20 protein-coding genes are annotated in these 23,034 nt (G+C 74.1%); 17 read left to right on the forward strand and 3 right to left on the reverse strand.

What is annotated here, in order from left to right; genetic code table 11:
- The first annotated feature begins 66 nt into the window (after positions 1-66).
- The 10 genes from ACSIH6_RS08070 to ACSIH6_RS08115 all read left to right on the forward strand — a co-directional run bounded on the left by ACSIH6_RS08070 (position 67) and on the right by ACSIH6_RS08115 (position 13,957).
- A complete protein-coding gene (locus ACSIH6_RS08070) occupies positions 67-393 on the forward strand; it encodes an MGMT family protein (RefSeq protein ID WP_435107593.1) in 327 nt (108 codons plus the stop codon).
- Between the two features lie 86 nt (positions 394-479).
- A complete protein-coding gene (locus tag ACSIH6_RS08075; protein ID WP_435107630.1) occupies positions 480-3,740 on the forward strand; it encodes an ATP-dependent helicase in 3,261 nt (1,086 codons plus the stop codon).
- Positions 3,733-7,182 (forward strand): ATP-dependent helicase, encoded by a 3,450-nt coding sequence (locus ACSIH6_RS08080; RefSeq protein WP_435107594.1) that lies wholly within the window; start codon positions 3,733-3,735, stop codon positions 7,180-7,182. The genes ACSIH6_RS08075 and ACSIH6_RS08080 overlap by 8 nt, the downstream gene beginning before the upstream one ends.
- Positions 7,183-7,232: 50 nt before the next feature.
- A complete protein-coding gene (locus ACSIH6_RS08085; protein WP_435107595.1) occupies positions 7,233-8,015 on the forward strand; it encodes a GntR family transcriptional regulator in 783 nt (260 codons plus the stop codon).
- Positions 8,016-8,308: 293 nt separating this feature from the next.
- Complete coding sequence (locus ACSIH6_RS08090) at positions 8,309-9,424, forward strand: TIGR03364 family FAD-dependent oxidoreductase (protein ID WP_435107631.1); 1,116 nt, start codon at positions 8,309-8,311, stop codon at positions 9,422-9,424.
- 2 nt (positions 9,425-9,426) lie between these two features.
- Positions 9,427-10,110, forward strand: coding sequence for a phosphonatase-like hydrolase (locus tag ACSIH6_RS08095; protein ID WP_435107596.1), 684 nt, complete (start codon positions 9,427-9,429; stop codon positions 10,108-10,110).
- A gap of 4 nt (positions 10,111-10,114) precedes the next feature.
- Positions 10,115-11,170, forward strand: a complete 1,056-nt coding sequence (locus ACSIH6_RS08100; RefSeq protein ID WP_435107597.1) for an ABC transporter ATP-binding protein — start codon at positions 10,115-10,117, stop codon at positions 11,168-11,170.
- Positions 11,167-12,096: a 2-aminoethylphosphonate ABC transporter permease subunit gene (locus tag ACSIH6_RS08105; RefSeq protein WP_435107598.1), complete on the forward strand. Its 930-nt coding sequence runs from the start codon at positions 11,167-11,169 to the stop codon at positions 12,094-12,096. Before ACSIH6_RS08100 ends, ACSIH6_RS08105 begins: the two co-directional genes overlap by 4 nt.
- Positions 12,083-12,880, forward strand: a complete 798-nt coding sequence (locus ACSIH6_RS08110) for an ABC transporter permease (protein WP_435107599.1) — start codon at positions 12,083-12,085, stop codon at positions 12,878-12,880. Before ACSIH6_RS08105 ends, ACSIH6_RS08110 begins: the two co-directional genes overlap by 14 nt.
- A gap of 24 nt (positions 12,881-12,904) precedes the next feature.
- A complete protein-coding gene (locus ACSIH6_RS08115) occupies positions 12,905-13,957 on the forward strand; it encodes a 2-aminoethylphosphonate ABC transporter substrate-binding protein (protein WP_435107600.1) in 1,053 nt (350 codons plus the stop codon).
- A 107-nt stretch (positions 13,958-14,064) separates the two neighbouring features.
- Here ACSIH6_RS08115 and ACSIH6_RS08120 read toward each other — a convergent pair whose 3' ends face one another.
- Positions 14,065-14,619 carry an EF-hand domain-containing protein gene (locus ACSIH6_RS08120; protein WP_435107601.1) on the reverse strand — a complete coding sequence of 185 codons (555 nt, stop codon included), beginning with the start codon at positions 14,617-14,619 and terminating at the stop codon, positions 14,065-14,067.
- 202 nt (positions 14,620-14,821) lie between these two features.
- Between ACSIH6_RS08120 and ACSIH6_RS08125 the strand changes: the two genes are divergently transcribed.
- Together ACSIH6_RS08125 and nudC are read left to right on the forward strand one after the other, a co-directional pair.
- Positions 14,822-16,198 (forward strand): dipeptidase, encoded by a 1,377-nt coding sequence (locus ACSIH6_RS08125; RefSeq protein WP_435107602.1) that lies wholly within the window; start codon positions 14,822-14,824, stop codon positions 16,196-16,198.
- A gap of 134 nt (positions 16,199-16,332) precedes the next feature.
- Complete coding sequence (nudC, locus tag ACSIH6_RS08130) at positions 16,333-17,283, forward strand: NAD(+) diphosphatase (RefSeq protein ID WP_435107603.1); 951 nt, start codon at positions 16,333-16,335, stop codon at positions 17,281-17,283.
- 208 nt (positions 17,284-17,491) lie between these two features.
- Here nudC and ACSIH6_RS08135 read toward each other — a convergent pair whose 3' ends face one another.
- On the reverse strand, positions 17,492-17,947 hold the full coding sequence (locus ACSIH6_RS08135) for an ANTAR domain-containing protein (protein ID WP_210751252.1): 456 nt from the start codon (positions 17,945-17,947) through the stop codon (positions 17,492-17,494).
- Between the two features lie 146 nt (positions 17,948-18,093).
- Positions 18,094-18,354 (reverse strand): mycoredoxin, encoded by a 261-nt coding sequence (locus ACSIH6_RS08140; RefSeq protein WP_017564218.1) that lies wholly within the window; start codon positions 18,352-18,354, stop codon positions 18,094-18,096.
- 246 nt (positions 18,355-18,600) lie between these two features.
- On the opposite strand from ACSIH6_RS08140, the gene ACSIH6_RS08145 reads away from it, so the two are divergent.
- From ACSIH6_RS08145 to ACSIH6_RS08165, 5 genes are all read left to right on the forward strand, one after another.
- Positions 18,601-20,727 carry an ATP-dependent DNA helicase UvrD2 gene (locus ACSIH6_RS08145; RefSeq protein WP_435107604.1) on the forward strand — a complete coding sequence of 709 codons (2,127 nt, stop codon included), beginning with the start codon at positions 18,601-18,603 and terminating at the stop codon, positions 20,725-20,727.
- On the forward strand, positions 20,720-21,631 hold the full coding sequence (tesB, locus tag ACSIH6_RS08150; RefSeq protein ID WP_017564220.1) for an acyl-CoA thioesterase II: 912 nt from the start codon (positions 20,720-20,722) through the stop codon (positions 21,629-21,631). The genes ACSIH6_RS08145 and tesB overlap by 8 nt, the downstream gene beginning before the upstream one ends.
- Positions 21,632-21,889: 258 nt before the next feature.
- Positions 21,890-22,216, forward strand: a complete 327-nt coding sequence (locus ACSIH6_RS08155) for a hypothetical protein (RefSeq protein ID WP_435107605.1) — start codon at positions 21,890-21,892, stop codon at positions 22,214-22,216.
- Positions 22,217-22,419: 203 nt separating this feature from the next.
- Positions 22,420-22,698: a WhiB family transcriptional regulator gene (locus tag ACSIH6_RS08160; RefSeq protein WP_013154809.1), complete on the forward strand. Its 279-nt coding sequence runs from the start codon at positions 22,420-22,422 to the stop codon at positions 22,696-22,698.
- A gap of 46 nt (positions 22,699-22,744) precedes the next feature.
- Positions 22,745-22,903: a hypothetical protein gene (locus tag ACSIH6_RS08165; RefSeq protein WP_435107606.1), complete on the forward strand. Its 159-nt coding sequence runs from the start codon at positions 22,745-22,747 to the stop codon at positions 22,901-22,903.
- Positions 22,904-23,034: the final 131 nt, after the last annotated feature.

The raw sequence follows: 23,034 nt of genomic DNA on the forward strand, positions 1-23,034 counted from the left end.
ACGCGCCCCGGGGCCGCCTCCGCGCGGCCCCTCGCCGTGTCGGTGGCCCCCGGTAGGCTGCCGCCTGTGTTCGAGGACGCGGAGGGCGGGCCGGACGACTACGCCGAGGAGGTCCTGGCGGTGGTCGAGCGGATCCCGCCGGGACGGGTGATGGCCTACGGCGACATCGCCGAGTACGTCGGCAGGGGAGGACCCCGCCAGGTCGGCTCGGTCATGTCCTCCTGGGGCGGTGCGGTGGCCTGGTGGCGTGTGGTGCGCGCGGACGGCAGACCGCCCTCCTGCAACGAGGTCCGCGCCCTGTCCCACTACGCGGCGGAGGGCACGCCCATGCGCCCCGGAAGCGATCGCGTGGACATGCGCAGGGCTCGCTGGGACGGGGAGGGCGGAGCCTGAGCGGTCCACTGTGGCGGGGATGACGTGCGGGATGGTCGCCACCCTCTGGTGAACTGGTGGGTGTGAACACATCTCCGTACCGTCTCGTGCGGCGCGCCCACAAGGTGCAGCCGCCGCCGGTGCTGGACGAGAACCAGCGGCGCGTGGTCGAGCACGAGGGCGGGCCCCTGCTGGTGCTCGCCGGGCCCGGTACAGGCAAGACCACCACGATCGTCGAGTCGGTCGTGGACCGCATCGACCACCGGGGCGCGGACCCCTCGCGCGTGCTGGTGCTCACCTTCAGCCGCAAGGCCGCCCAGGAGCTGCGCGAGCGCATCACCGCCCGGCTGCGCCGCACCACCCGCGAACCGCTGGCCCTGACCTTCCACAGCTACGCCTACGCCCTGATCCGGCGCGAGTTCCAGCGCATGGGCGACCTGCCGCCGCGCCTGCTCTCGGGCCCCGAACAGCTCATGGAGGTCCGCGAACTCCTGCGGGGCGAGGCCCTGGACGGTGCGCGGGACTGGCCCGAGCGCCTGCGCCCCGCCCTGGAGACCCGCGGGTTCGCCGAGGAGCTGCGCGACTTCCTCATGCGCGCCCAGGAACGCGGCATGGGCCCGGCAGAGCTGGCCGCGCTCGGCCGCGAGCGCGGCCGCGACGACTGGGTGGCCGCGGCCGGGTTCCTGGACCGCTACACCGGCCGGTTCGACATCGCCCCCGTGCCCACGCTCAACTACGCCGAGCTCGTGCGGGTCGCCGCCAACCTGCTCTCCGACCCCGGGGTCCGCGCGCGCGAGCGCGCCGCCCACGAGGCGGTGTTCGTCGACGAGTACCAGGACACCGACCCCGCCCAGGAGGAACTCCTGCGCGCCCTGGCCGGAGACGGCCGCGACCTGGTCGCGGTCGGCGACCCGGACCAGTCCATCTACGCCTTCCGCGGCGCCGAGGTGCGGGGCATCCTCGACTTCCCGCGCCGCTTCCCGACCGCGCGGCGCACCGAGGCGCCCGTGGTCGCGCTGCGCACCTGCCGCCGCAGCGGCCGCGCCCTGCTCTCGGCCTCCCGCGGCCTCACCCGGCGCCTGCCCGCGGTCGCCTCCGCCCGCGGCCACGTCAACGAGCACCGCGACCTGACCCCCGCCGAGGGCGTGCCCGACGGCGAGGTCCGCGTGCTGCTGGCCGACAGCGCGGCACAGGAGGCCGCGGTCGTCGCCGACACCCTGCGCCGCGCCCACCTGGTGGACGGCGTCCCGTGGTCGGACATGGCCGTGCTGGTGCGCTCCTCCACCCGGCAGCTGCCGGTGCTGCGCCGCGCCCTGACCGCCGCCTCGGTCCCGGTCGCGGTCGGCGCCGACGACCTGCCCGTGGCCGCCGAGCCCATCGTGCGCCCCATGCTCGCGCTGATCCGCTACGGCCTGGCCCCGGGCGAGCTGGACGACGACGCCGCGCGCGAACTGCTCACCAGCCCCTTCGGAGAGGCCGACACGGTACGGCTGCGCAGGCTCGTGCGCGCGCTGCGCCGCCTGGACCTGGACCGCGCCCGCGACGGACGGGCGGACGGGAGCGCGGCCGAAGGCGCGGACGGGAGCACCGACGGGACCGGGCACGCGGACGAGGGAGCCGGTGCGCGGACCGCGACCGAGACGGGGCCCGGCGCGACCGGCGCCGGGGAGGGCCCCACGGCACCCTCCGGCGCCTACCGGCCGTCCTCGCAGCTGCTCGTGGACGCCCTGCGCGACCCGGCCGAACTCGTCCTCGTCGACCCCGAGGTCGCCGCGCCCGCCACGCGCGTCGCCCAGGCGCTGCGCACCGTCCGAGAGCTGGCCGCCAGGGGAGCCGACGCCGAACAGGTCCTGTGGGAGCTGTGGCGCGACAGCGGCCTGGCCGACCGCCTGCTGCGCGCCAGCCTGGCCGGGGGCCGCCGTGGCGCCGCCGCCGACCGCGACCTGGACGCCGTGGTCGCCCTGTTCGAGAGCGCCGCCCGCTACTGCGACCGGCTGCCCCCCGGCAGCCCCGCGGGGTTCCTGGAGGACCTCGCCGCCCAGGAGATCCCCGGCGACAGCCTCGCCGAGCGCGCGCCCGAGGGCGAGGCGGTGCGCATCCTCACCGCCCACCGCTCCAAGGGCCTGGAGTGGGGCCTGGTCGTGGTCGCCGGAGCCCAGGAGGGCGACTGGCCCGACCTGCGCCTGCGCGGTTCCCTGCTCGGCGTGGAGGAGCTCGTCGACACCGACGTGCACTCCGCCGACTCCTCCGGCGCCGCCCTGGCCTCCAAACTCCTGGACGAGGAGCGCCGCCTGTTCTACGTGGCCCTCACCCGCGCACGCCGCTCCCTGGTGGTGACCGCGGTGGGCGGGGAGGACACCGACGAGCGGCCCTCGCGCTTTTTGACCGAGATGGGCCTGGGCGACCCCGAGCCCGTCAGCACCGGCCTGCGCTGGCTGTCCCTGCCCGCACTCGTCGCCGACCTGCGCTCGGTGGTCACCGACCCCGGGGCGCCCGGCCCGCTGCGCGAGGCCGCCGCCACCCACCTGGCCCGCCTGGCCGAGGAGGGCGTGCGCGGCGCCGACCCCGCGGAGTGGTACGCGCTCACCCCCTTCACCGACGACCGCCCCCTGGCGGAGGAGGAGGACACCATCCGCGTCTCGCCCTCCCAGGTGGAGAGCTTCACCAACTGCCAGCTGCGCTGGCTCCTCGAACGCGCCGCCGGGGCCTCCTCCGGCGACTCCGCCTCGGCCCTGGGCACCGTCGTGCACGCGGTCGCCGTCCTGGTCGCCCAGGGCAGCACCCCCGACGAGATCAGCGGGCGCATGGACGAGATCTGGGCCGACCTGGACTTCGGCGGCCCCTGGCAGGCCAGGGCGCAGCGCGACCGCGCCGACACGATGGTCCGCAAGCTCGTGGACTGGGAGGCCGCCAACGACCGCGAACTCGTCGTCACAGAGGAGGGCTTTCGGGTGGACGTGGGCGGTATCGAGATCACCGGCCGCGTGGACCGCCTCGAACGCGACGACCAGGGGCGCGCCGTGGTCGTGGACATCAAGACCGGCAGGAACAAGGCCGACGACCTGGCCCGCCACCCCCAGCTCGGCGTCTACCAGATGGCGGTGCTCAAGGGCGCCTTCGCCAAGCTCGGCCTCACCGAGCCGGGCGGCGCCACACTCGTGCAGGTCGGCGAGAAGATCCAGAAGGCCCGCGAGCAACCCCAGCCACCACTGAGCGAGGACCCCGATCCCGGATGGGCCGGGACGCTGGTGCGCGAGGTCGCCACCGGCATGGGCGGGTCCCGCTTCACCGCCACACGCAACAAGGGATGCAGGTCGTGCGCCGTGCGCGCCTGCTGCCCGGTTCAGGACGAGGGCAGACATGTCTGAAACCCACCCCCACCCCCACCAGTCCCCGTCCCGGCCCCACCCAGACCCCGGCCCCACCCCCGCTTCCCGTCCCCGCTTCTCGCCCCCGGAACTCGCCCGCCTCCTCGGCCAGCCCGAGCCCACCGCCGAGCAGTCCGAGGTGATCTCCGCCCCGCTGGAGCCCGGCGTGGTCATCGCGGGCGCCGGGTCCGGCAAGAGCGAGACCATGGCCTCGCGCGTGGTGTGGCTGGTCGCCAACGGCCACGTGCGCCCCGAGCAGGTCCTCGGTCTGACCTTCACCCGCAAGGCCACCGCCGAGCTGGCCGAGCGCGTGCGCAAACGCCTGGAGCAGCTGCGCGCCACCGAACAGCTGCCCGAGGAGCTGCTCGACGGCGAGCCCACCGTGTCCACCTACAACGCCTACGCCGGGCGCATCGTCGCCGACCACGCCCTGCGCGAGGCGGTCGAGCCCACCTCCCGGCTGCTCAGCGAGGGACAGGCCTGGCAGATCGCCGCCCGCATCGTCGGCGAGTACGACGGCCCCATGGACCTGATCACGGTCGGAGCCGACACCGTCACCCGCCGGGTTCTCGAACTGTCCGGACAGATCGCCGACCACCTCACCACCACCGAGCAGGTGCGCGGCATCGGCCGGTGGCTGCGCGCGGCCGTCGACGCCCTCCCGCGCAAACCCGCGGTGCCCACCCGCAACCTGCTCAACGCCCAGCTGCGCCGCGAACAGCTCCTGCCGCTCGTGGAGGGCTACGAGCACGCCAAGCACGTGCGCGAGGCCATGGACTTCGGCGACCAGGTGTCCCTGGCCGCGCGCATCGCCCAGAACCACCCGGAGGTCGGCCTCATCGAGCGGGGCCGGTTCCGCGTGGTTCTGCTGGACGAGTACCAGGACACCAGCCACGCCCAGCTCGTCCTGCTGCGCGCGCTGTTCGGCGAGGGCCACGCGGTGACCGCCGTCGGGGACCCCTGCCAGTCCATCTACGGCTGGCGCGGGGCCATCGCCGCCAACCTCGCCAACTTTCCCAACGACTTCCCGGCCGCCCCCGGTCGGGCCGCGTCCGTGCGCCGTCTGGCCACCAGCTTCCGCAACGGCGAGAGGGTCCTGGAGGTCGCCAAGCACATCTCCGAGCCGCTGCGCGCCGAGAGCGCCGAGGTGCTCGTGCTGTACCCCGGCCCGGCCCGGCGCGGCCGCGGCGCCGTCCGGACCGGTCTGTTCATCGGGCAGCGGGAGGAGGCGCAGTGGATCGCCGAGCAGGTCAGCGGCTACCTGCGCGCCGCCCCCGGCCGGGCGGGCAGCGCCACGACCGCCCCCGACGGGCTGCCCTGGCCGCAGGGGGAGTCGGGCAGCGCCGCGGACGGCGGCGTCAGCCCCGGGGACGTCGCCGTGCTGTGCCGCAAGCGCTCGCAGTTCCCGGCGATCAGGGAGGCCCTGGAGGCGCTGGACATCCCGGTGGAGGTCGTCGGCCTGGGCGGGCTCATGATGGTGCCCGAGGTCCGCGACATCATCGCCACCCTGCGCGTGGTCCACGACGCCTCCGCGGGCAACGAGCTCGCCCGCGTCCTCACCGGGCCGCGCTGGCGGATCGGACCGCGCGACCTGGCCGCCCTCGGGGCCCGCGCGGCCGAGCTGGCCCGCCAGACCCGGCGCGACCTCACCACGCCCGATCCCGGCGAGAGCGCCGAGGACGACATCCTGCGCCGCACGGTCCTGGACCTGACCGCCGAGAGCGGCAGCCTGGTGGACGCGGTGGACGACCCCGGCCCCGCCGAGAGGTACTCCGCGGCCGCCTACGAGCGCCTGGGCCGCCTCGCCGAGGAACTGCGCTCCCTGCGCAAGCTCGTGGGCCAGCCGCTGCCCGACCTGGTCACCGAGACCGAGCGGATGCTCGGCCTGGACATCGAGGTGGGCGCCCGCAGCGGCCGCGACCCCCTGTCCGCCCGCGCCGACCTGGACGCCTTCGTCGACCACGCGGTCCGCTTCGCCGGGAGCAGCGAGGACCCCACCCTCGGCAGCTTCCTCAGCTACCTCAGGGCCGCCTCGGAACGGGAGAGCGGTCTGGCCCCCGGCGAGCGCGTCGGCGGGAGCGACACCGTCAAGCTCATGACCGTGCACGCCTCCAAGGGACTCCAGTGGCCCGTGGTGGTCGTGCCCGGCGTCAGCGGCGGCAAGTACTCTCCGCTGTTCCCCACGAGCCTGTCCGAGGGCGACATGTGGATCAAGGGCGAGCACCTGCTGCCCTACCGGCTGCGCGGCGACCGCCAGAACCTGCCCGAGCTCCTCGCGGTGGACAAGAAGGGCATCGACGCGTTCAAGGAGGCCGAGCGGGAGCGTCACCTGTTGGAGGAGCGGCGGCTGGCCTACGTCGCCGTCACCCGCGCCTCCTTCGCCCTGCTGTGCACCGGCCACTGGTGGGGGACCGACGCCGCGAGCGAGCGCGGGCCCTCCCCGTTCCTGGAGGAGGTCCGCCTGGCCTGCGAGGGCGGCGCCGGGGAGGTCGCGCACTGGGAGCCCAGGCCCGACCCCGACGACAACCCCTACGAGGAGGAGGACGACGGCACGGCCGTGTGGCCGCCGGAGGAGGGCGACGGCGCCGACTCCCAGGCGGAGGAGGGCGCCGACCCGGAACGGCCGCGCGACCGCCGCGCCCAGATCGCCGAGGGCGCGGCCATGGTCGAGCGCGCCCGCGCCCGCCTGCTCGCGGGCGAGGCCGACCCCGCGGAGGAGGCCGCGCCGCCGCCCGGGCTGCGCCGCCGCATCGGGGGCTGGGAGCGCGACACCGAGCTGCTGCTCGCCCACCGCCGCACCGAGGGGCCGGGGTCGGGGGACGGCACGGTCCAGGTCGAGCTGCCAGCACACCTGTCGGTGTCGTCCATGGTGTGGCTGGCCCGCGACCCCTCCGCCCTGGCCCGGCAGATCCGCAGGCCGCTGCCGCGGCCGCCCGCACCGCACACGCGCAGGGGCACCGCGTTCCACGCCTGGCTGGAGCAGCGGTTCGGCCAGCGCGCCGCCCTGCTGGACGAACTGCCCGGCGCCGCCGACGAGACGGCGGGGGAGGACGAGGACCTCGCCGACCTCCAGAACCGCTTCGAGGAGAGCGAGTGGGGCTCGCGGGTGCCCGTCGAGGTGGAGGTGCCCTTCGAGACGGTCATCGGGGACCGGCTCGTGCGGGGGCGCATGGACGCGGTCTTCCACGACCCCGCCTCCGGCCGCTACGACGTGGTGGACTGGAAGACCGGGAGTCCGCCCGGCAACGGCCCCGAGCGCCGCGCCGTGGGCGTGCAGCTGGCCGCCTACCGGCTGGCCTGGGCCGACCTGGCGGGGGTCGGCCTGGAGGAGGTGAGCGCGGCTTTCCACTACGTGCGGTCCGGACTGACCGTGCGCCCCGCGGACCTGCTCGACGCCGAGGGGCTGGCCGCGCTCATCGACGCCGTCCCCGAACCCGGGTGAGAGGTCCGCCACCGCTGCGGGTCGCCGTCCGTTCACCGGTGTGGTGGACAATGACCCGCGTGTCGATCCCAGGAATCCCCCAGGACAGCGGCGCCCCCGTGCGCGAGGGAGTGCCCGAGCACGGGCGCGTCCCCAAGTACTACGCGGTCCGGATACGGCTCACCGAGCTGGTGTCCGGACTGGCGGTGGGCCAGCCGCTGCCCACCGAGCGCGAGCTGGCCGAGCGCTTCGGCGCGGCCCGCGAGACGGTCCGCCAGGCGCTGCGCGACCTCCTGCTGGAGGGCAGGCTCAGCCGCCGGGGGCGCGGCACGGTGGTGGCCGGTCCCAAGCTGGAGCAGCCCCTGTCCCTGGCCAGCTACACCGAGGGCGTGCGCCGCCAGGGGCTCCGGCCGGGCCGCTCCCTCATCGACCTGCGCAGCTGGCCGTGCCCGCCCCGGCTGGCCGAGGAGCTGCACCTGAGCCCCGGCGAGCCGGTCTGGCACCTGGAGCGGGTCCTGCTGGCCGACGACGAGCGGGTGGGGCTGGAGTCCACCTACATCGCGGTGGCGCGCGTGCCCCGCCTGGACGTCGACTTCGATCCGGACTCCACCTTCTACGGCTACCTCGCCGACAGGGTCGGCATCACGTTCGGCGACGCCGACGAGCGCCTGGAGACCGTGCTGGCAGCCCCGCGCGAGGCCCTGCTCATCGGTACCCCTCCGGCACTGCCGATGCTGCTCATCCACCGGGTCTCCCGGGACGAGAAGGGCGGCCCCTTCGAACGGGTGCGCTCGCTCTACCGGGGCGACCGGTTCAGCTTCAGCGTCCACCTGGCCGGGGACGGGCGGGGATGAGGGTCTTCGCCGGTGGCAGCGACCCTGATGGCCGTGACGCTGTTGGCCGCAGGTCAGAACCCTTGTGCCACACCGGCAACGTTTCCGGTCGGCCCGAGGCCAGCGCCTACGGGCGGACGCTTCGAGCCCAGGTTCCGGGACGTGCGAAGCGTCGGGTGCCGCGGGCCGTCCGCCGGGCACTTTTTATATCAGAATGATAACGGGTCTGGTCCAAAGTTTGGCCCCGGTTCACCGGGGCGTCCCCGCCGCGCTCGGTCGCCTCCACCCGCACCGACGAACCTCGAACCATGAGAGTGATCATCGTCGGTGCCGGAGTCCTCGGTACCATGCACGCCTGGCACGCCGTCTCCCGAGGCCACGAGGTCGTCCACCTCGAACGCGAGGCGGCGGCCCGCGGCGCCTCCGTCCGCAACTTCGGCCTCGTCTGGGTCGGCGGACGCGCGCCCGGCCCCGAGCTGGAGGCCGCCCGCCGGGCCCGCGTCCTGTGGCAGGAGATCGCCGAACGCGTCCCCGCCCTGGGCTTCCGCCCGTCCGGCTCCCTGACCGTCGCCACCACCGACCACGAGCTGGCCGTGGCCCGAGCGGCGTCCCGGGGTTCCGACGCGGCCGAGCGCGGCTACGAGCTCCTCGGCCCCGAGCGGATCCGCGAGGTCAACCCGGCCCTGCGCGGCGACCACCTCGGCGCCCTGTGGTGCCGCAGCGACGCCCAGGTCGAACCCCGCACCGCCCAGGCCGCCCTCCAGGCCGAACTCGGCCGCAGCGGCCGCTACACCCTCCTGACCGGGCGCGAGGTCCGCGACCTGGCCGGACCGGGCGCCGTCCGCGACGACCACGGACAGGTCCACCGCGGCGACGCCGTCGTCCTGTGCACCGGCGCCTGGCTCGGCGGCCTGGTCCGCGAACTCGTCCCCGACCTGCCCGTGCGCCGCGTCCGCCTCCAGATGGCCCAGACCGATCCCCTGGGAGAGACCCTCACCACCTCCGTCGCCGACGGCGACAGCTTCCGCTACTACCCGGCCTACCGGGGCCCCGAGCTGGACGCCCTCAACGAGGCCCAGCCCCAGCCGCCCACCGCGCGCGACCACCGCATGCAGCTGCTCATGGTCCAGCGCGCCGACGGCTCCCTGACCATCGGCGACACCCACGAGTACGACGCGCCCTTCTCCTTCGACACCGCCGAGGACCCCTACGAGCACCTCGCCGGAGTCGCCAGCCGCCTCCTGGGCCGACCGCTGCCCCCGATCCGCCAGCGCTGGGCGGGCGTCTACGCCCAGTGCGCCGACCCCTCCCGGGTCGTCCACCGCGCCCCCGTGGGCCCCGACGCCTGGCTGGTCACCGGACCGGGCGGGCGCGGGATGACCTGCTCCCCGGCCATCGCCGAGACCACCGCCAACGAACTGGGCTGGTAACCATGCACTCCACCACCGTCCCCGCCCCGCCCGTCGAACTCGTCGTCCTGGACATGGCGGGTACCACCGTCGCCGACGACGGCCTCGTCGAGGCGGCCTTCGAGGCGGCCCTGCCCGACCACACCACCGAGGCCGCCGCGTACGTGCGCGCCACCATGGGCGAGTCCAAGATCACCGTCTTCCGCCACCTGTGCGGCGACGAGGACCGCGCCCAGGAGGCCAACCGCGCCTTCGAGCGGGCCTACGCCCGCCTGGTGGACGAGGGCCGCTGCGCGCCCCTGCCCGGAGCCGAGGAGGCCCTGCGCGAGCTGCGCTCCCAGGGCCGCACGACCGCCCTGGCCACCGGCTTCTCCCGCGACACCCAGGAACGCGTCCTGCGCGCCCTGGGCTGGCGGGACGCCGCTGACCTCGTCCTGTGCCCCGCCGACGCGGGCGGGCGCGGTCGGCCCCACCCCGACATGGTGCTCACCGCCGCCCTGCGCGCTCGGGTCTCCTCCGTGGCCGCCGTCGCCGTCGTCGGCGACACCGCCTCCGACATCCGCAGCGGACTGGGCGCGGGGGCCTCGGTCGCCGCGGGGGTCCGCACCGGCGCCCACGACGACGCCGCCCTGCGCGCGGCCGGGGCCACCCACGTCCTGGACGGCGTGGCCGACCTGCCCGGACTGCTCGCCGCGCGGGAGGGCTGAACCCGTGGGTATCCGCTTCGACCGCGTCAGCGTCGCCTACGGGGAGACCGTGGTCCTGGACGACCTCGACCTCACCGTCGAACCCGGCGAGTTCATGGCGCTGCTGGGCCCCTCCGGCTCGGGCAAGACCACCGCGCTGCGCGCCGTCGCCGGGTTCGTCCGCCCCGCCTCCGGGCGCGTCCTGCTCGGCGGGCGCGACGTCACCGGCCTGCCGCCGCACCTGCGGGGCGTGGGCATGGTCGTGCAGAGCTACGCCCTCTTCCCCCACATGCGGGTGGACCAGAACGTCGCCTTCGGGCTGAGGGCGCAGGGCGTGCCGCGCCGCGAGATCGCCGGGCGGGCCGCCGAGGCGCTGGAGATGACCGGGATGGGGGACTACGCGCGCCGCCACCCGCGCGAGCTGTCCGGCGGGCAGCAGCAGCGGGTGGCCATCGCCCGCGCCCTGGCCATCCGCCCCGGCGTGCTGCTGCTGGACGAGCCGCTGTCCGCGCTCGACGCCCAGCTGCGCTCGGACATGCTCGCCGAGCTGGCCCGCCTGCACCGCGAACTGCCCGACGTCACGATCCTCTACGTCACCCACGACCAGAGCGAGGCGCTCACCCTGGCCGACCGGGTGGCGGTCCTGGACCGGGCCCGGCTGCGCGACTGCGACACGCCCCAGCGCCTCTACCAGCGCCCCCGGACGCCGTTCACCGCCCGCTTCGTCGGCGGCGCCAACCTGCTGCCCGCGCGCCTGGCCGACGGGCGGGTGCACTGCTGCGGTACCGCCCTGGAGGCCGACCCCGGCGACCTGCCGCCCGGCACCGGTGACGGCGACGGGCTGCGGGTGTGCCTGCGCCCGCACCGGCTCACCCTCGGCGGGGGCGAGCACACCCTGGAGGGGCGGGTCACCGACGTCCAGTGGCGCGGCTCCACCCACCGGGTCACCGCCCTGGTCGGCGGCGTCCCCGTCACCGCCGAACTCCGGGAGATGCGGACCCCGCCCGAGACCGGTGCGGCGGTGACGCTCGGCTTCGCCCGCCGGGACGCCGTCCTGCTGCCGGAGGAGGAGACCTCGTGAGCGTCCGGACCGCACCGACCCCGGCGGGCACCGCGTCCGCGCCCTCCGAGGGCGGGGCCGCCCCGGCCCGGGCGCCCCGCACCCTCCCCGTGTGGGTGTGGGCCGTGCCGCCCGTCGTGCTGCTCGCCCTGGTGTTCCTGTACCCGCTCGCCCTCGTCGCGCTGGAGTCGGTCACCGCGCCCGGAGGCGGACTCACCACCGCCCACCACGCCGACGTCCTGTCCTCGGACTCCTTCCGGTCGGCGCTGGTCACCACCGTGCTCATCGCGGTCACCGCCACGCTGGGCTGCCTGGTCCTGGGCTTCCTCCTCGCCCTGGTCGTGGCGTTCGTGCCCTTCCCCGGCAGCGGGGCCACCGCACGGTTCATCGACACCTACCTGTCCTTCCCGTCCTTCCTCATCACCCTCGCGCTGCTGTTCCTCTACGGCACCGTGGGCGTGGCCAACGGCGTGTGGACGGAGGCCACCGGCGCCGAGACCGGCCCGATCAGCTTCCTCGCCACGCCCTGGGGCGTGGTCCTCGCCGAGATCACCTACTTCACGCCGTTCGTCATGCGACCGCTGCTCGCCGCGTTCGCCCAGCTCGACACCGCGCAGATCGAGGTCGCCTCCTCCCTGGGGGCCCGCCCCCTCAGGATCGTGCGGGCCGTCATCCTGCCCGAGGCCCTGCCCGCGCTCGCCGCCGGAGGCGCGCTCGTGCTGGTGCTGTGCCTCAACGAGTTCGCGATCGTCCTGTTCACCGGGGCCAAGGACGTGGTGACCCTGCCGATGCTCGTCTACAGCTCGGCGATCCTGGAGGCCGACTACACCACCGCCTGCGTCGTGGCCACGGTCAACGCGGCCCTGTCGGTCTCCCTCTACCTCGTCTACCGCGCGGCCACCACCCGGTTGCGCGCACCCTCCGGAGGCCGCCGTGCTCGTGCATAGCCGACCCGCCCGCTGGGTCGTGTGGGCGCTGTTCGCCGCGCTCGTCCTGCCGCTGTTCCTGCTCCCGCTCGGCGTCATCGTCACCGCGTCGGTGTCCACCAACTGGAGCGGTGTCCTGCCCTCGGGGCCCACCCTGGACAACTTCGCCGGGCTGTCCCGGGGCACCACCCTGGAGGCGCTGCGCGTCAGCGTGGTCACCGCCGCCACCGCCAGCGTCCTGGCCCTGGTCGCCGGGACCTGGTCCGCGCTGACCGCGCACGCGCTGCGCCGACGCGGCCGGGCCGTCCTCGACGCCCTCTTCATGCTGCCCGTCGCGGTTCCCACGGTGGTCGTCGGACTGGCCCTGCTGGTGGCCTTCAGCCGCCCGCCCCTGCTGCTCAACGGCACCCAGGCCATCGTGCTCATCGCGCACACCGTGCTGGTGACGGCCTTCGCCCACCAGTCGGTCTCCGCCGCCCTGGACCGGCTCGACCCGGCCTACGCGCAGGTGGCCGCGTCCCTCGGCGCCCGCCCGGCGCGGGTGCTGTTCCAGGTGCGGCTGCCCCTGCTGCTGCCCTCGCTCAGCGCCGCCGCCGGGCTCTGCTTCGCCCTGTCCATGGGCGAGCTGAGCGCCACGATGATGCTCTACCCGCCCAGCTGGATGCCGCTGCCGGTCCAGATCTACGCCGCCACCGACCGGGGCGCCCTCTTCTCCGGGGCGGCCTCGGCCATCGCCTTGATGGCCACCACCCTGGCCGTCCTGCTGCTGCTCTCCCGCGTGCGCACCCGCGCCGCCTACCGCTGACCTCTTCTCCCAGGAAGGCCCGCCATGTCCGCCGTCCGCATGACCGCCGCCCGTGTGTCCGCCGCCGCCACGGCGCTCGCCCTCGCCGGTGCCCTGACCTCCTGCGCCGCCTCCGACCCCGCCGACACCGTCACCGTCTACACCGCCGACGGCCTGCGCAACGAGGAGGGCACCGGCTGGCTCGACCAGGTCTTCGCCGACTTCGAGGCCGAGACCGGCGTCACCGTCCAGTACGTCGAGGGCGGCTCGGGTGAGATCGTCCAGCGCGCCGGACGTGAGAAGGCCAACCCGCAGGCCGACGTCATCGTCACCCTGCCGCCCTTCATCCAGCAGGCCGACGGCATGGGCCTGCTCCAGGAGTACGAGCCGCAGGGCTCCGAGCACGTCGAGGTCAAGGACCCCGAGGGCAGGTGGACCTCGATCGTCGACAACTACTTCTGCCTCACCTACAACACCGAGGAGCTGGAGGAGCCGCCCGCCACCTGGGAGGACCTGCTCGACCCCCGCTTCGAGGGCCGCCTCCAGTACTCCACGCCGGGCGTGGCGGGCGACGGCACGGCCGTGCTCATCCAGACCATGCACGACTTCGGCGGCCTGGAGCCCGCCATGGACTACCTCGGCGAGCTCCAGGCCAACAACGTCGGCCCGTCCTCCTCCACCGGCGCGCTCGGCCCCAAGGTGGACAAGGCCGAGCTGCTGGTCGCCAACGGCGACGTCCAGATGAACTTCGCCCAGGCCCGCACCATGCCCAACCTCGGCATCTGGTTCCCCGCCACCGAGGGAGGCCAGCCGACCACCTTCGCCCTGCCCTACACCGCCGGGCTCGTCGAGGGCGCGCCCCAGGCCGACAACGGCCGTGCCCTCCTCGACTTCCTGCTCTCCGAGGCCGCCCAGGAGCAGGTCGTCCCCGTCGCCGGGGGCTTCCCCGCCCGCACCGACGTCCCGGTGGAGGGCGAGGGCGCCGAGGAGCTGGAGGCGCTCATGGAGGGCGTGGAGGTCTTCGAGCCCGACTGGGACGACATCGACGCCAACCTGCCCGAGTACCTCGACGCCTGGCGCGAGGCCACCGGCGGCTGACCCCGGCCGGTCACGGGCCTCGGGTGGCAGCCCGGGCCACTACTGACCCGTAGGCGGCCGCCGGTCCCGCGCGCCGGAGGAACCGCGCGCGGGACCGGCGGGAGGGCTCAGATCACGCCGAAGACGAACCCGCCCGGGGAGGCGGAGTCCTCGCCGAAGAGGTACTCCCGAGCCGACAGGACGAACTCCGCGCGGCCGATGAACCCGTCGCCGTCGGTGTCCAGGGCCTTGAACCGGTCCAGGGCGTCGGAGGAGGAGGCCCCCAGGACCTCGGCGTACCTGACGTACTCCGCCTCGCTGATCGACCCGCCGTCGTCGGTGTCGAGGAGGTCGAAGACCGCCTCGGCCACGCCCTCGGTCATGTTGAACCGGCTCCTGTCCTCGGAGGCGGCGTGCATCGCCGCGACGAACGCCTCCCGGTCCAGGCGCGCCTCGGCGGGCGACCCGTGGCGGAGCAGCTCCAGCCAGAGCATCTGATAGGAGGCGCGGACGGCCTGGGCCCGGCGGTCGCTCAGGTCCAGCGCGTACCCGTTCGTGTAGCGGTCGACCAGGCGCTGGTAGTCGTCCCAGGTGATGGCCCCGTCGCGGTCGGTGTCCAGCGTGTCGAAGAGGCGGCCGAACCTCTCGGCGACCGCGGTGGCGGGAACGGTGTCCACGTGCATTCCTCTCGTCGGCGGGCGGGCGCGTCCCACCCCTGCACCTTCGAGTGTCCCGCGACCGGAGGGGTTCCCCGCCCCCGCGCGCCCGGTCCGGGCCCGGACGGCGCCCGAGACGGGCGGGGAAGGGCCCCGGCCCGCGTGCCGGGGCGGTTCGCGCAGGTCCTAGGCTCGTTCCCGACAACGACGTCGAGCAAGGACGGGCCCCATGGACGTACGCGCCCACATCGAGGCACACCGGGACGAGTTCGTCTCCTCCCTCAAGGAGTGGCTGGCGATCCCCTCCATCTCCGCCGACCCCGCGCACCATCCCGACGTGGTCCGCTCCGCCCGGTGGCTCGCCGACCACCTCACCGCGACCGGCTTCCCCACCGTCGAGGTGTGGCAGACCCCCGGCCTGCCCGCCGTGTTCGCCGAGTGGCCCGCCGCCGACCCCGACGCCCCCACCGTGCTCGTCTACGGACACCACGACGTCCAGCCCGTCGACCCGGTCCAGGAGTGGGAGACCGATCCGTTCACGCCCACCGAGCGCGGCACCTCCCTGTTCGCGCGCGGGGCCTCCGACGACAAGGGACAGGTGCTCTTCCACGCCCTCGGCGTGAGCGCCGCCCTGGCCGCCTCCGGCGCCGACGCCCCGCCCGTCACGCTCAAGCTGCTCGTGGAGGGCGAGGAGGAGTCGGGCTCGGTCCACTTCGCCGACCTGATGCGCGCCAACCGCGACCGCCTGGCCTGCGACGTCGCCGTCATCTCCGACACCACCATGTGGGCGGCCGACACCCCGTCCATGTGCGTGGGCATGCGCGGCGTCACCGACGTCGAGATCAGTCTGTACGGCCCCGGACGCGACCTGCACAGCGGCTCCTTCGGCGGTGCCGTCCCCAACCCGCTCAAGGCCATGAGCGACCTGCTGTCCGGCCTGCACGACGAGGACGGCCGGGTCGCCGTCCCCGGGTTCCACGACGGGGTGGTCGAGGCCAGCCAGGAGGAGCGCGACCTCATCGCCCTGCTGCCCTTCGACGAGCGCGAGTGGCTGGCCACCGCCGCCTCCACCGCCACCTGGGGTGAGCGGGGCTACAACACGCTGGAGCGGATCTGGCTGCGCCCGACCGCCGAGATCAACGGCATGTGGGGCGGCCACACCGGCTCGGGGGGCAAGACCGTCGTCCCGCGTTCCGCGCACGCCAAGGTCAGCTTCCGGCTGGTTCCCGGCCAGGACCCGCTGCACGTGCAGGACCGCGTCCGCGCCTACGTCGAGGCGGCCACCCCCGAGGGCCTGCGCGCCGAGACGGAGTTCGGCGGACCGGGCGTGCGCGCCTGCGCCTCCGACCTGTCCTCCACCGCGCTGAAGGCGGCCCGCTCGGCCATGGAGCGCGCCTTCGGCACGCAGGTCCTGTTCACCCGCGAGGGCGGCAGCGGCCCCGAGGCCGACATCGCCGACATCCTCGGGGCGCCGCTGGTCTTCCTCGCCGTCGGCCTGGACGAGGACCGCATCCACGCCCCCAACGAGAAGGTGGAGGTCCCCCTGCTGCTCAAGGGCGCCGAGAGCGCCGCGTACCTGTGGGAGGAACTCGGCGGCGTCGGCTGAGCCGTGACCGCGCGGCGGTGGGACCACGCCGCGCACGGGGACCACGCCGCGCAAGGATGCGCGCGGTCCCGACGGGTGTTATGCACGCTGTAGACACGGGCCCCGCCAGGCGGCCCGCCGATCCGGAAGGACCCATGGACGCCGACGCGACTCCCTCCCTCTCCCGCTTCTCCGTCGACCCCGCCGCGCACCGGCGCCTGGACGGGGAGTGGCTGGCCGAGGCGTGGGCCGCCCCGGGCACCCGGGTGCTGGTACTGGAGGGCGGGGACCCCGTCAGCCACGGCTGGCGGGCCGTCATGGCCAAGCAGTCCCGGGCCCTGATCACCACCGGGGACAGCCCCGAACTCGTCATGGTCCCCCCGGCCGAGGCGCCCGAGGGCGAGCGCTACCTGCTCGGCACCGACGGGCGGGACGCCTACTTCGCGGTCCGCTCCGGCCGGGAGCTCGCCGCCACCGAACAGGCCGCCCCGGCCTCCCTGCGCGAGATCGGCTCGCTCCTGGGCGACCGCGACACCGGGCTGATGACCCGCGCCGTCGCCCTCGCGAACTGGAACGCCACTCACGGGTTCTGCCCCCGCTGCGGCTCCCGCACCACCCCGGCCGCGGCCGGGCACGTGCGCGTGTGCGACGAGGAGGGCACCGAGCAGTACCCCCGGATGGACCCGGCGGTGATCATGCTGGTGCACCGCGAGCGCGACGGCCGCGAGGAGATGCTGCTGGGCAACAACCCCCACTGGGACGCCCGCCGCTTCTCGGTGCTGGCCGGGTTCGTCGACGCGGGGGAGTCGCTGGAGCAGGCCGTGGTCCGCGAGGTCGCCGAGGAGGCGGGGATCGTGGTCGAGCGCCCGCGCTACCTGTCCTCGCAGCCCTGGCCCTTCCCGCGCAGCCTGATGGTGGGCTACACCGCGCGGGCCGTGGGCGAGACCGAGCGCACCGACGACGAGATCGGCGTCACCCGGTGGTTCACCCGCGCCGAACTGGCCGAGGCCGTGCACTCGGAGGAGGTCCTGCTGCCCGGGCGGGTCTCGATCGCCCGCACCCTCATCGAGCACTGGTACGGCGCCGATCTCCCCGGCGGCTGGTGACCCCGGACCAGCTCCCGCGAGCGGCGGACGGGAGCCGCTGCCGGCGAGGACGCCTCCGGGGTACGGGGGAAAGCGCCCGGGCGGGGCCGGGGCCCCGCCGTGATCTTGTACTTACAGCGTGTCTCGACGGTCCAACCTCGCTACAAGTACAAGATCACCGCAGGTCGGAACCTCTCGTGCCACACCAGCAACGTTTCTGGCCAGTCCGCTAACGCGAACCGGGGGAGGCGCCCAGTTCGTCGGGCAGCACGGTGAGAGGGCTCGTGCTGCTCTCCACCACGTCCCGCGCCAGGTCGGCCACCTTGCGGCCGCGCGAGCGCGCCGAGGAGCGCAGCCGCTCGAAGGCCTCGCGGGGCGCCATCGTGTGCCGCTCCGCCAGGACCCCGATCGCCTGCTCCACCACCACGCGTGAGTGCAGCGCGTGCTCCAGCTGCGCGATGGTGTGCCGCAGCCGTTCCACCTCCGAAGCGCCCTCCGGGGCCCGGCCGGGCGCCTGGGAACGCGGGGTCCGGGTCCCCGACTCGCCGGTGAGCAGGTCCGCCAGGACCATCGCGCTCACCAGGTCGGGCACCTCCTCGCCGCCGCCCACCCGCCACCCGGCCGGGGTGCGGCGGACCACACCGGTGTCCACCGTGTCGGCGACCGCAATGTCATGAGGCCTCATGTCCTCCCCCAACTCCACACTCCCCGTCGTCATCGTCCGAGCCCTTCGTGACCCGAGCGCCGTCGGAGGTGCACCGCCGAAGGCGGGCCCCGCGGTGCGGGCCCCGGGCCGCACCCTGGGGCGCGGCCCGCGGCCCGCGTACCGTCCTACGACAGCTCGGCCAGTTTCTGCTTCACCTGAGCGAGCGACGGGTTGGTCATCGCCGCGCCGTCACTGAAGACCAGCGTCGGAACCGTCTGGTTGCCGCCGTTGGCCTTCATGACCAGTTCCGCGGCCTCCGGGTGCTCCTCGATGTTCACCTCACGACCGGTGATTCCCTCGCGGGCGAGCTGGCTCTTGAGCCGTTTGCAGTACCCGCACCACGGGGTGGTGTACATCGTGAACTGTTCGGTCGCCGCGCTCGTCATGTCGCTCACGTCCTTCTTTCGTCTACGGTCGATGGGTCGGTCCGGTCATCTCAACACCGAGGGGTCCGGACCGCTTCCCGGGACCGCGCGACACAACGTGGGACGCCTCACAGGACCAACTGGTTCTGGAATGTCTGATGTGCCTCACGCGGCCCGGCGGCGGGCGCGGGGGCCGATCCGCTCCCCGCCACGACCGATACTTGAGAGACTGGGACCCCATCCACCCCGACCCTACGCAGGAGCACCATGGACCCCGACCGCGTCCTGGAGGGACTGGACCCGGAGCAGACCCAGGCCGCACGCGCGCTGCGCGGCCCCGTGTGCATCCTGGCCGGTGCCGGAACGGGCAAGACCCGGGCCATCACCCACCGCATCGCGTACGCGGTCTCCAGCGGGGTGGTCGCCGAGCAGCAGGTCCTCGCGGTCACCTTCACCGCGCGCGCCGCCGGGGAGATGCGCGGCAGGCTGCGCGCCCTGGGCGCCCCCCGCGTGCAGGCCCGCACCTTCCACGCCGCCGCCCTGCGCCAGCTCTCCTTCTTCTGGCCCCAGGTCGTCGGCGGCGAGAAGCCCACCCTCATCGAGAGCAAGCTCTCGGTGGTCTCCCGCGCCGCCCACTCGGTGGGCCTGCAGCCCGACCGCAACGGCCTGCGTGACCTGGCCAGCGAGATCGAGTGGTCCAAGGTCACCCAGGTGCGCCCCACCGACTACGACAAGGCCGTGGTCAAGGCGGGCCGCCAGCCCCCGATGCCCGCGGGCGAGGTGGCCCGGGTCTTCGAGGCCTACGAGGACATACGCCGCGAGCACAACCTCCTCGACTTCGAGTCCATGCTCGAACTCACCGCAGGCATGATCACCGAGTACCCGGCCATCGCCCAGCGCGTGCGCGAGCAGTACCGGTACTTCGTCGTCGACGAGTTCCAGGACGTCAACCCGCTCCAGCGCCTGCTCCTGGACGCCTGGCTGGGCGACCGCGACGACCTGTGCGTGGTCGGCGACCCCAGCCAGACCATCTACTCCTTCGCCGGGGCCACCCCCGGCTACCTGACCGGGTTCGGCGCCCGCTACCCCCACGCCACCGTGGTCCAGCTGGTCCGCGACTACCGCTCCACCCCCCAGGTCGTGCGGGTGGCCAACCACGTCATCGCCCAGGCGCGCGGCACGACCTCCGCCCAGCACCTGACCCTCCAGGCCCAGCGCCCCGACGGCCCCGACCCCATGTACCAGGAGTACGACGACGAGCCCGCCGAGGCCACCGGGGTCGCCCGCAAGATCAGCGTCCTGATGGAGGGCGGCACTCCGGCCAGCGAGATCGCGGTGCTGGTGCGCACCAACGGCCAGTCGGCCTCCTACGAACAGGCCCTGACCGACGAGGGCGTGCCGTTCACGATGCGCGGGACCACCCGGTTCTTCGAGCGCCCCGAGATCAAGCAGGCCGTGCACACCCTGCGCGGCGCCCGGCACGGTGCGGCGGGGGAGGAGGCCGAGCCCCTGGTGCGCACCGTCCGCCAGCTGCTCGGGCAGCTCGGCCTGACCGAGGCCGCGCCCGAGGGGCGCCAGGCCCGCGAGCGCTGGGAGTCGCTGTCCGCGCTGGCCCAGCTGGCCGAGGACATGGCCGCCGCGCCGCGGCCCGACGGCGCGCCGGTGACCATGGCCGACCTCGTGGACGAGCTCGACGTGCGCATGGCCACCGAGCACGCGCCCGGCTTCGAGGGCGTCACCATCGCCTCCCTGCACGCGGCCAAGGGCCTGGAGTGGGACGCCGTCTTCCTGGTCGGCCTCACCGAGGGCATGATGCCGATCATCTACGCCGAGACCGACGAGCAGGTGGAGGAGGAGCGCCGCCTGTTCTACGTGGGCGTCACGCGGGCCCGCGAGCACCTGGCGATGTCGTGGTCCCTGGCCCGCTCGCCCGGCGGCAGGAAGACCCGCAAGCCCTCCCGCTTCCTCGACGGCCTGCGCCCCGCCTCCCCGTCCACCGCCTCCCGGCGCGCCGAGCGCCGCAAGGGCGGCGTGACCCGTTGCCGGGTGTGCTCGGCGACCCTCACCGACGCGGCCGAGCGCAAGCTGGGCCGCTGCCTGGACTGCCCCTCCAGCTACGACGAGGCCCTGCTGGAGCGGTTGCGCGAATGGCGCCGCGCGTGCGCGCAGGAGCAGAAGGTGCCCGCGTACGTGATCTTCACCGACGCCACCCTCCAGGCCGTCGCCGAGCAGGAGCCCGGCAGCCTCACCCAGCTCGCGGCCGTGTCCGGTGTCGGCGCGGTCAAGCTCGATCGCTACGGTGAGGCGGTACTGGCGCTGGTGGAGGGCGCGGACCCGGCGGACGTCGCGGACCGCCGGGCGGAAGACGACGGGGAGGAAGCGGCGGATGAGTGAGAGCGCCGACGCGCAGGTGCGGGGGCAGTCCCTCGCCGACCTGCTGACCGTGCTGGACCTGGAGCGGATCGAGGACGACATCTTCCGGGGCAGCAGCCCCGAGGAGGGTCCGCAGCGGGTGTTCGGCGGCCAGGTCGCGGGCCAGGCGCTGGTCGCGGCGGGGCGCACCGTCCCCACCGAGCGCCACGTGCACTCCCTGCACGCGTACTTCATACGCCCCGGCGACCCCTCGGTGCCCATCGTCTACGAGGTGGACCGCGTCCGGGACGGCCGCTCCTTCACCACCCGCCGGGTGGTGGCCGTCCAGCACGGCAAGCCGATCTTCACCCTGTCGGCCTCCTTCCACAAGGAGGAGCCGGGTCTGGACCACCGGATCCCGATGCCCGACGTCCCGCCGCCGGAGGAGCTGCCGAGCACCCGCGAGCGCCTGCGGGAGGCCTTCGGCCGGGTGCCCGGGTTCGTGCGTTGGCACCCCATCGAGCTGCGCCCGGTGGGACCGCTGTCCTACGAGGCCGAGCGCGACCCGCGGCTGCGCACCGCCAACAACCCGGTGTGGCTCAAGGTGGACGGCAAACTGCCCGATGACCGTCTCACCCACGTGTGTCTGATGACCTACGCCTCGGACATGACCCTGCTGGACACCGTGCTGCTGCGCCACGGCCGCTCCTTCGCGGGGATCTCCATGGCCAGCCTGGACCACGCGATGTGGTTCCACCGGCCGTTCCGCGCCGACGAGTGGCTGCTGTACGCGCAGGAGGCCCCGACCGCTCAGGGAGCCCGCGGCCTGGCGCGCGGGCTGGTCTACACCCGCGAGGGCGAACTCGTGTGCTCGGTGGTGCAGGAGGGACTGATTCGGGTGGTGGACGCCGAGGGCTGGTCCGACACCCTTCCGGAACCGTTCTAGAGGAGAAGGCCCCGGTCACGGCACGTGCCGTGACCGGGGCCTCGTCGCGTCGCGGGGAGGACGGGGGATGCCAGAGGGCAACGCCTCCGGGCGCCGCGGCATTCCCGCGAACCCATGACCGGATGCGGACGTTTCCGCAGGTCAAAAATAGGTTGCTCTCTTTCTGCGCCAACCCATAGTGTGTACCTCGTCGCAATGACCGCTCCCGGCGCGGGTGCAAGATCCCGCCGCCCGACAGTGAAGGAGGTGCCCGATCCAATGACCAGCATCACGGAGACCACAGGCTTCGTCACCGGCTTCGCCATGCCGTCGCGTCAGCTGTCCCCGACCGCTGTTCAGGGCACCCTCCTGGGCGGTCACACGGACGTCTTCGCCGCGGGCGTCGGCAACGGCGGCACCGGGTTCCTCGGATCCCGTTCCCCGTTGATGGCGTCCCAGATCGAGCGGACCGTCCTCGGCAGTGGTGTGTCCGTCGAGTCCGAGCTCGCCCTTGATCGTGGCAAGCGCCAGACGAAGCACGCAGCAGAAGCTACCCAGCGCCCGTATGGCGCATCGGGGGAGTGTCCACGGAGGATTTCGGCCTAGAGCAGGACAGGCCGAGAGCTTCGACCGTGGCCGCGGACCCCGACAGGGGCCGCGGCTTTCTTTGTATCTTCGCCAGCTCCCCGTCCCCCAGGGACGAGGGAGAGGGCGGCGGCATCGCAAGTCCAGGTCCCCCACCGGACCGGTTCCGGTGACCAGTCACCGACCGCGTTGTACGAAACGATCAAAGATCTTGGAGGGCACCGATGCTTGCGTCGGTCCTGGAAACGCCCTGGCTGGGCGACACCGAAGTTCCCTGCCGCCTGGAGCCCGACCTGTTCTTCGCCGAGGCGCCCGCCGACGTCGAGGCGGCCAAGGCCGTCTGCGGCGCGTGCCCCGTACGGGAGCAGTGCCTGGCCGACGCCCTGGAGCGCGGCGAGCCCTGGGGGGTCTGGGGCGGGCAGCTGCTCGTCTCCGGACAGGTCGTGGCGCGCAAGCGCCCCAGGGGCCGCCCCCGGAAGAACCCCGCTCCGGTCGCGGCCTGACCGTTCCAGCCACAGCCTCCCCACAGACCCGAAGGATCGAAGACAGATGATGATGGAACTCATGCGCGTGGTCGAGCGGACCGACGTCGAGACGCGTGAACAGCAGGGCAGAAGGCTCACCGCTCGCCAGTTGCGCGCCCGCCAGCGCGAGGAGCGCCGTGCCGAACAGGCGCTCATGGAAATCGCGTGGTCACGTCTGTGTTGACGGGACGCACGACGCCCTGAACTGATCACGGTGCCGGTCCGGGACCGGGCGGGCCCCTCCTGGGGTCACCGTCCGGTCTCTTTTGTGTATCCGAAAGGGCACCGGAATGTCCCGGGAAGCCCCTTCGTGAC

This window comes from Nocardiopsis synnemataformans (assembly GCF_965343085.1).
Taxonomy (GTDB): domain Bacteria; phylum Actinomycetota; class Actinomycetes; order Streptosporangiales; family Streptosporangiaceae; genus Nocardiopsis; species Nocardiopsis alborubida.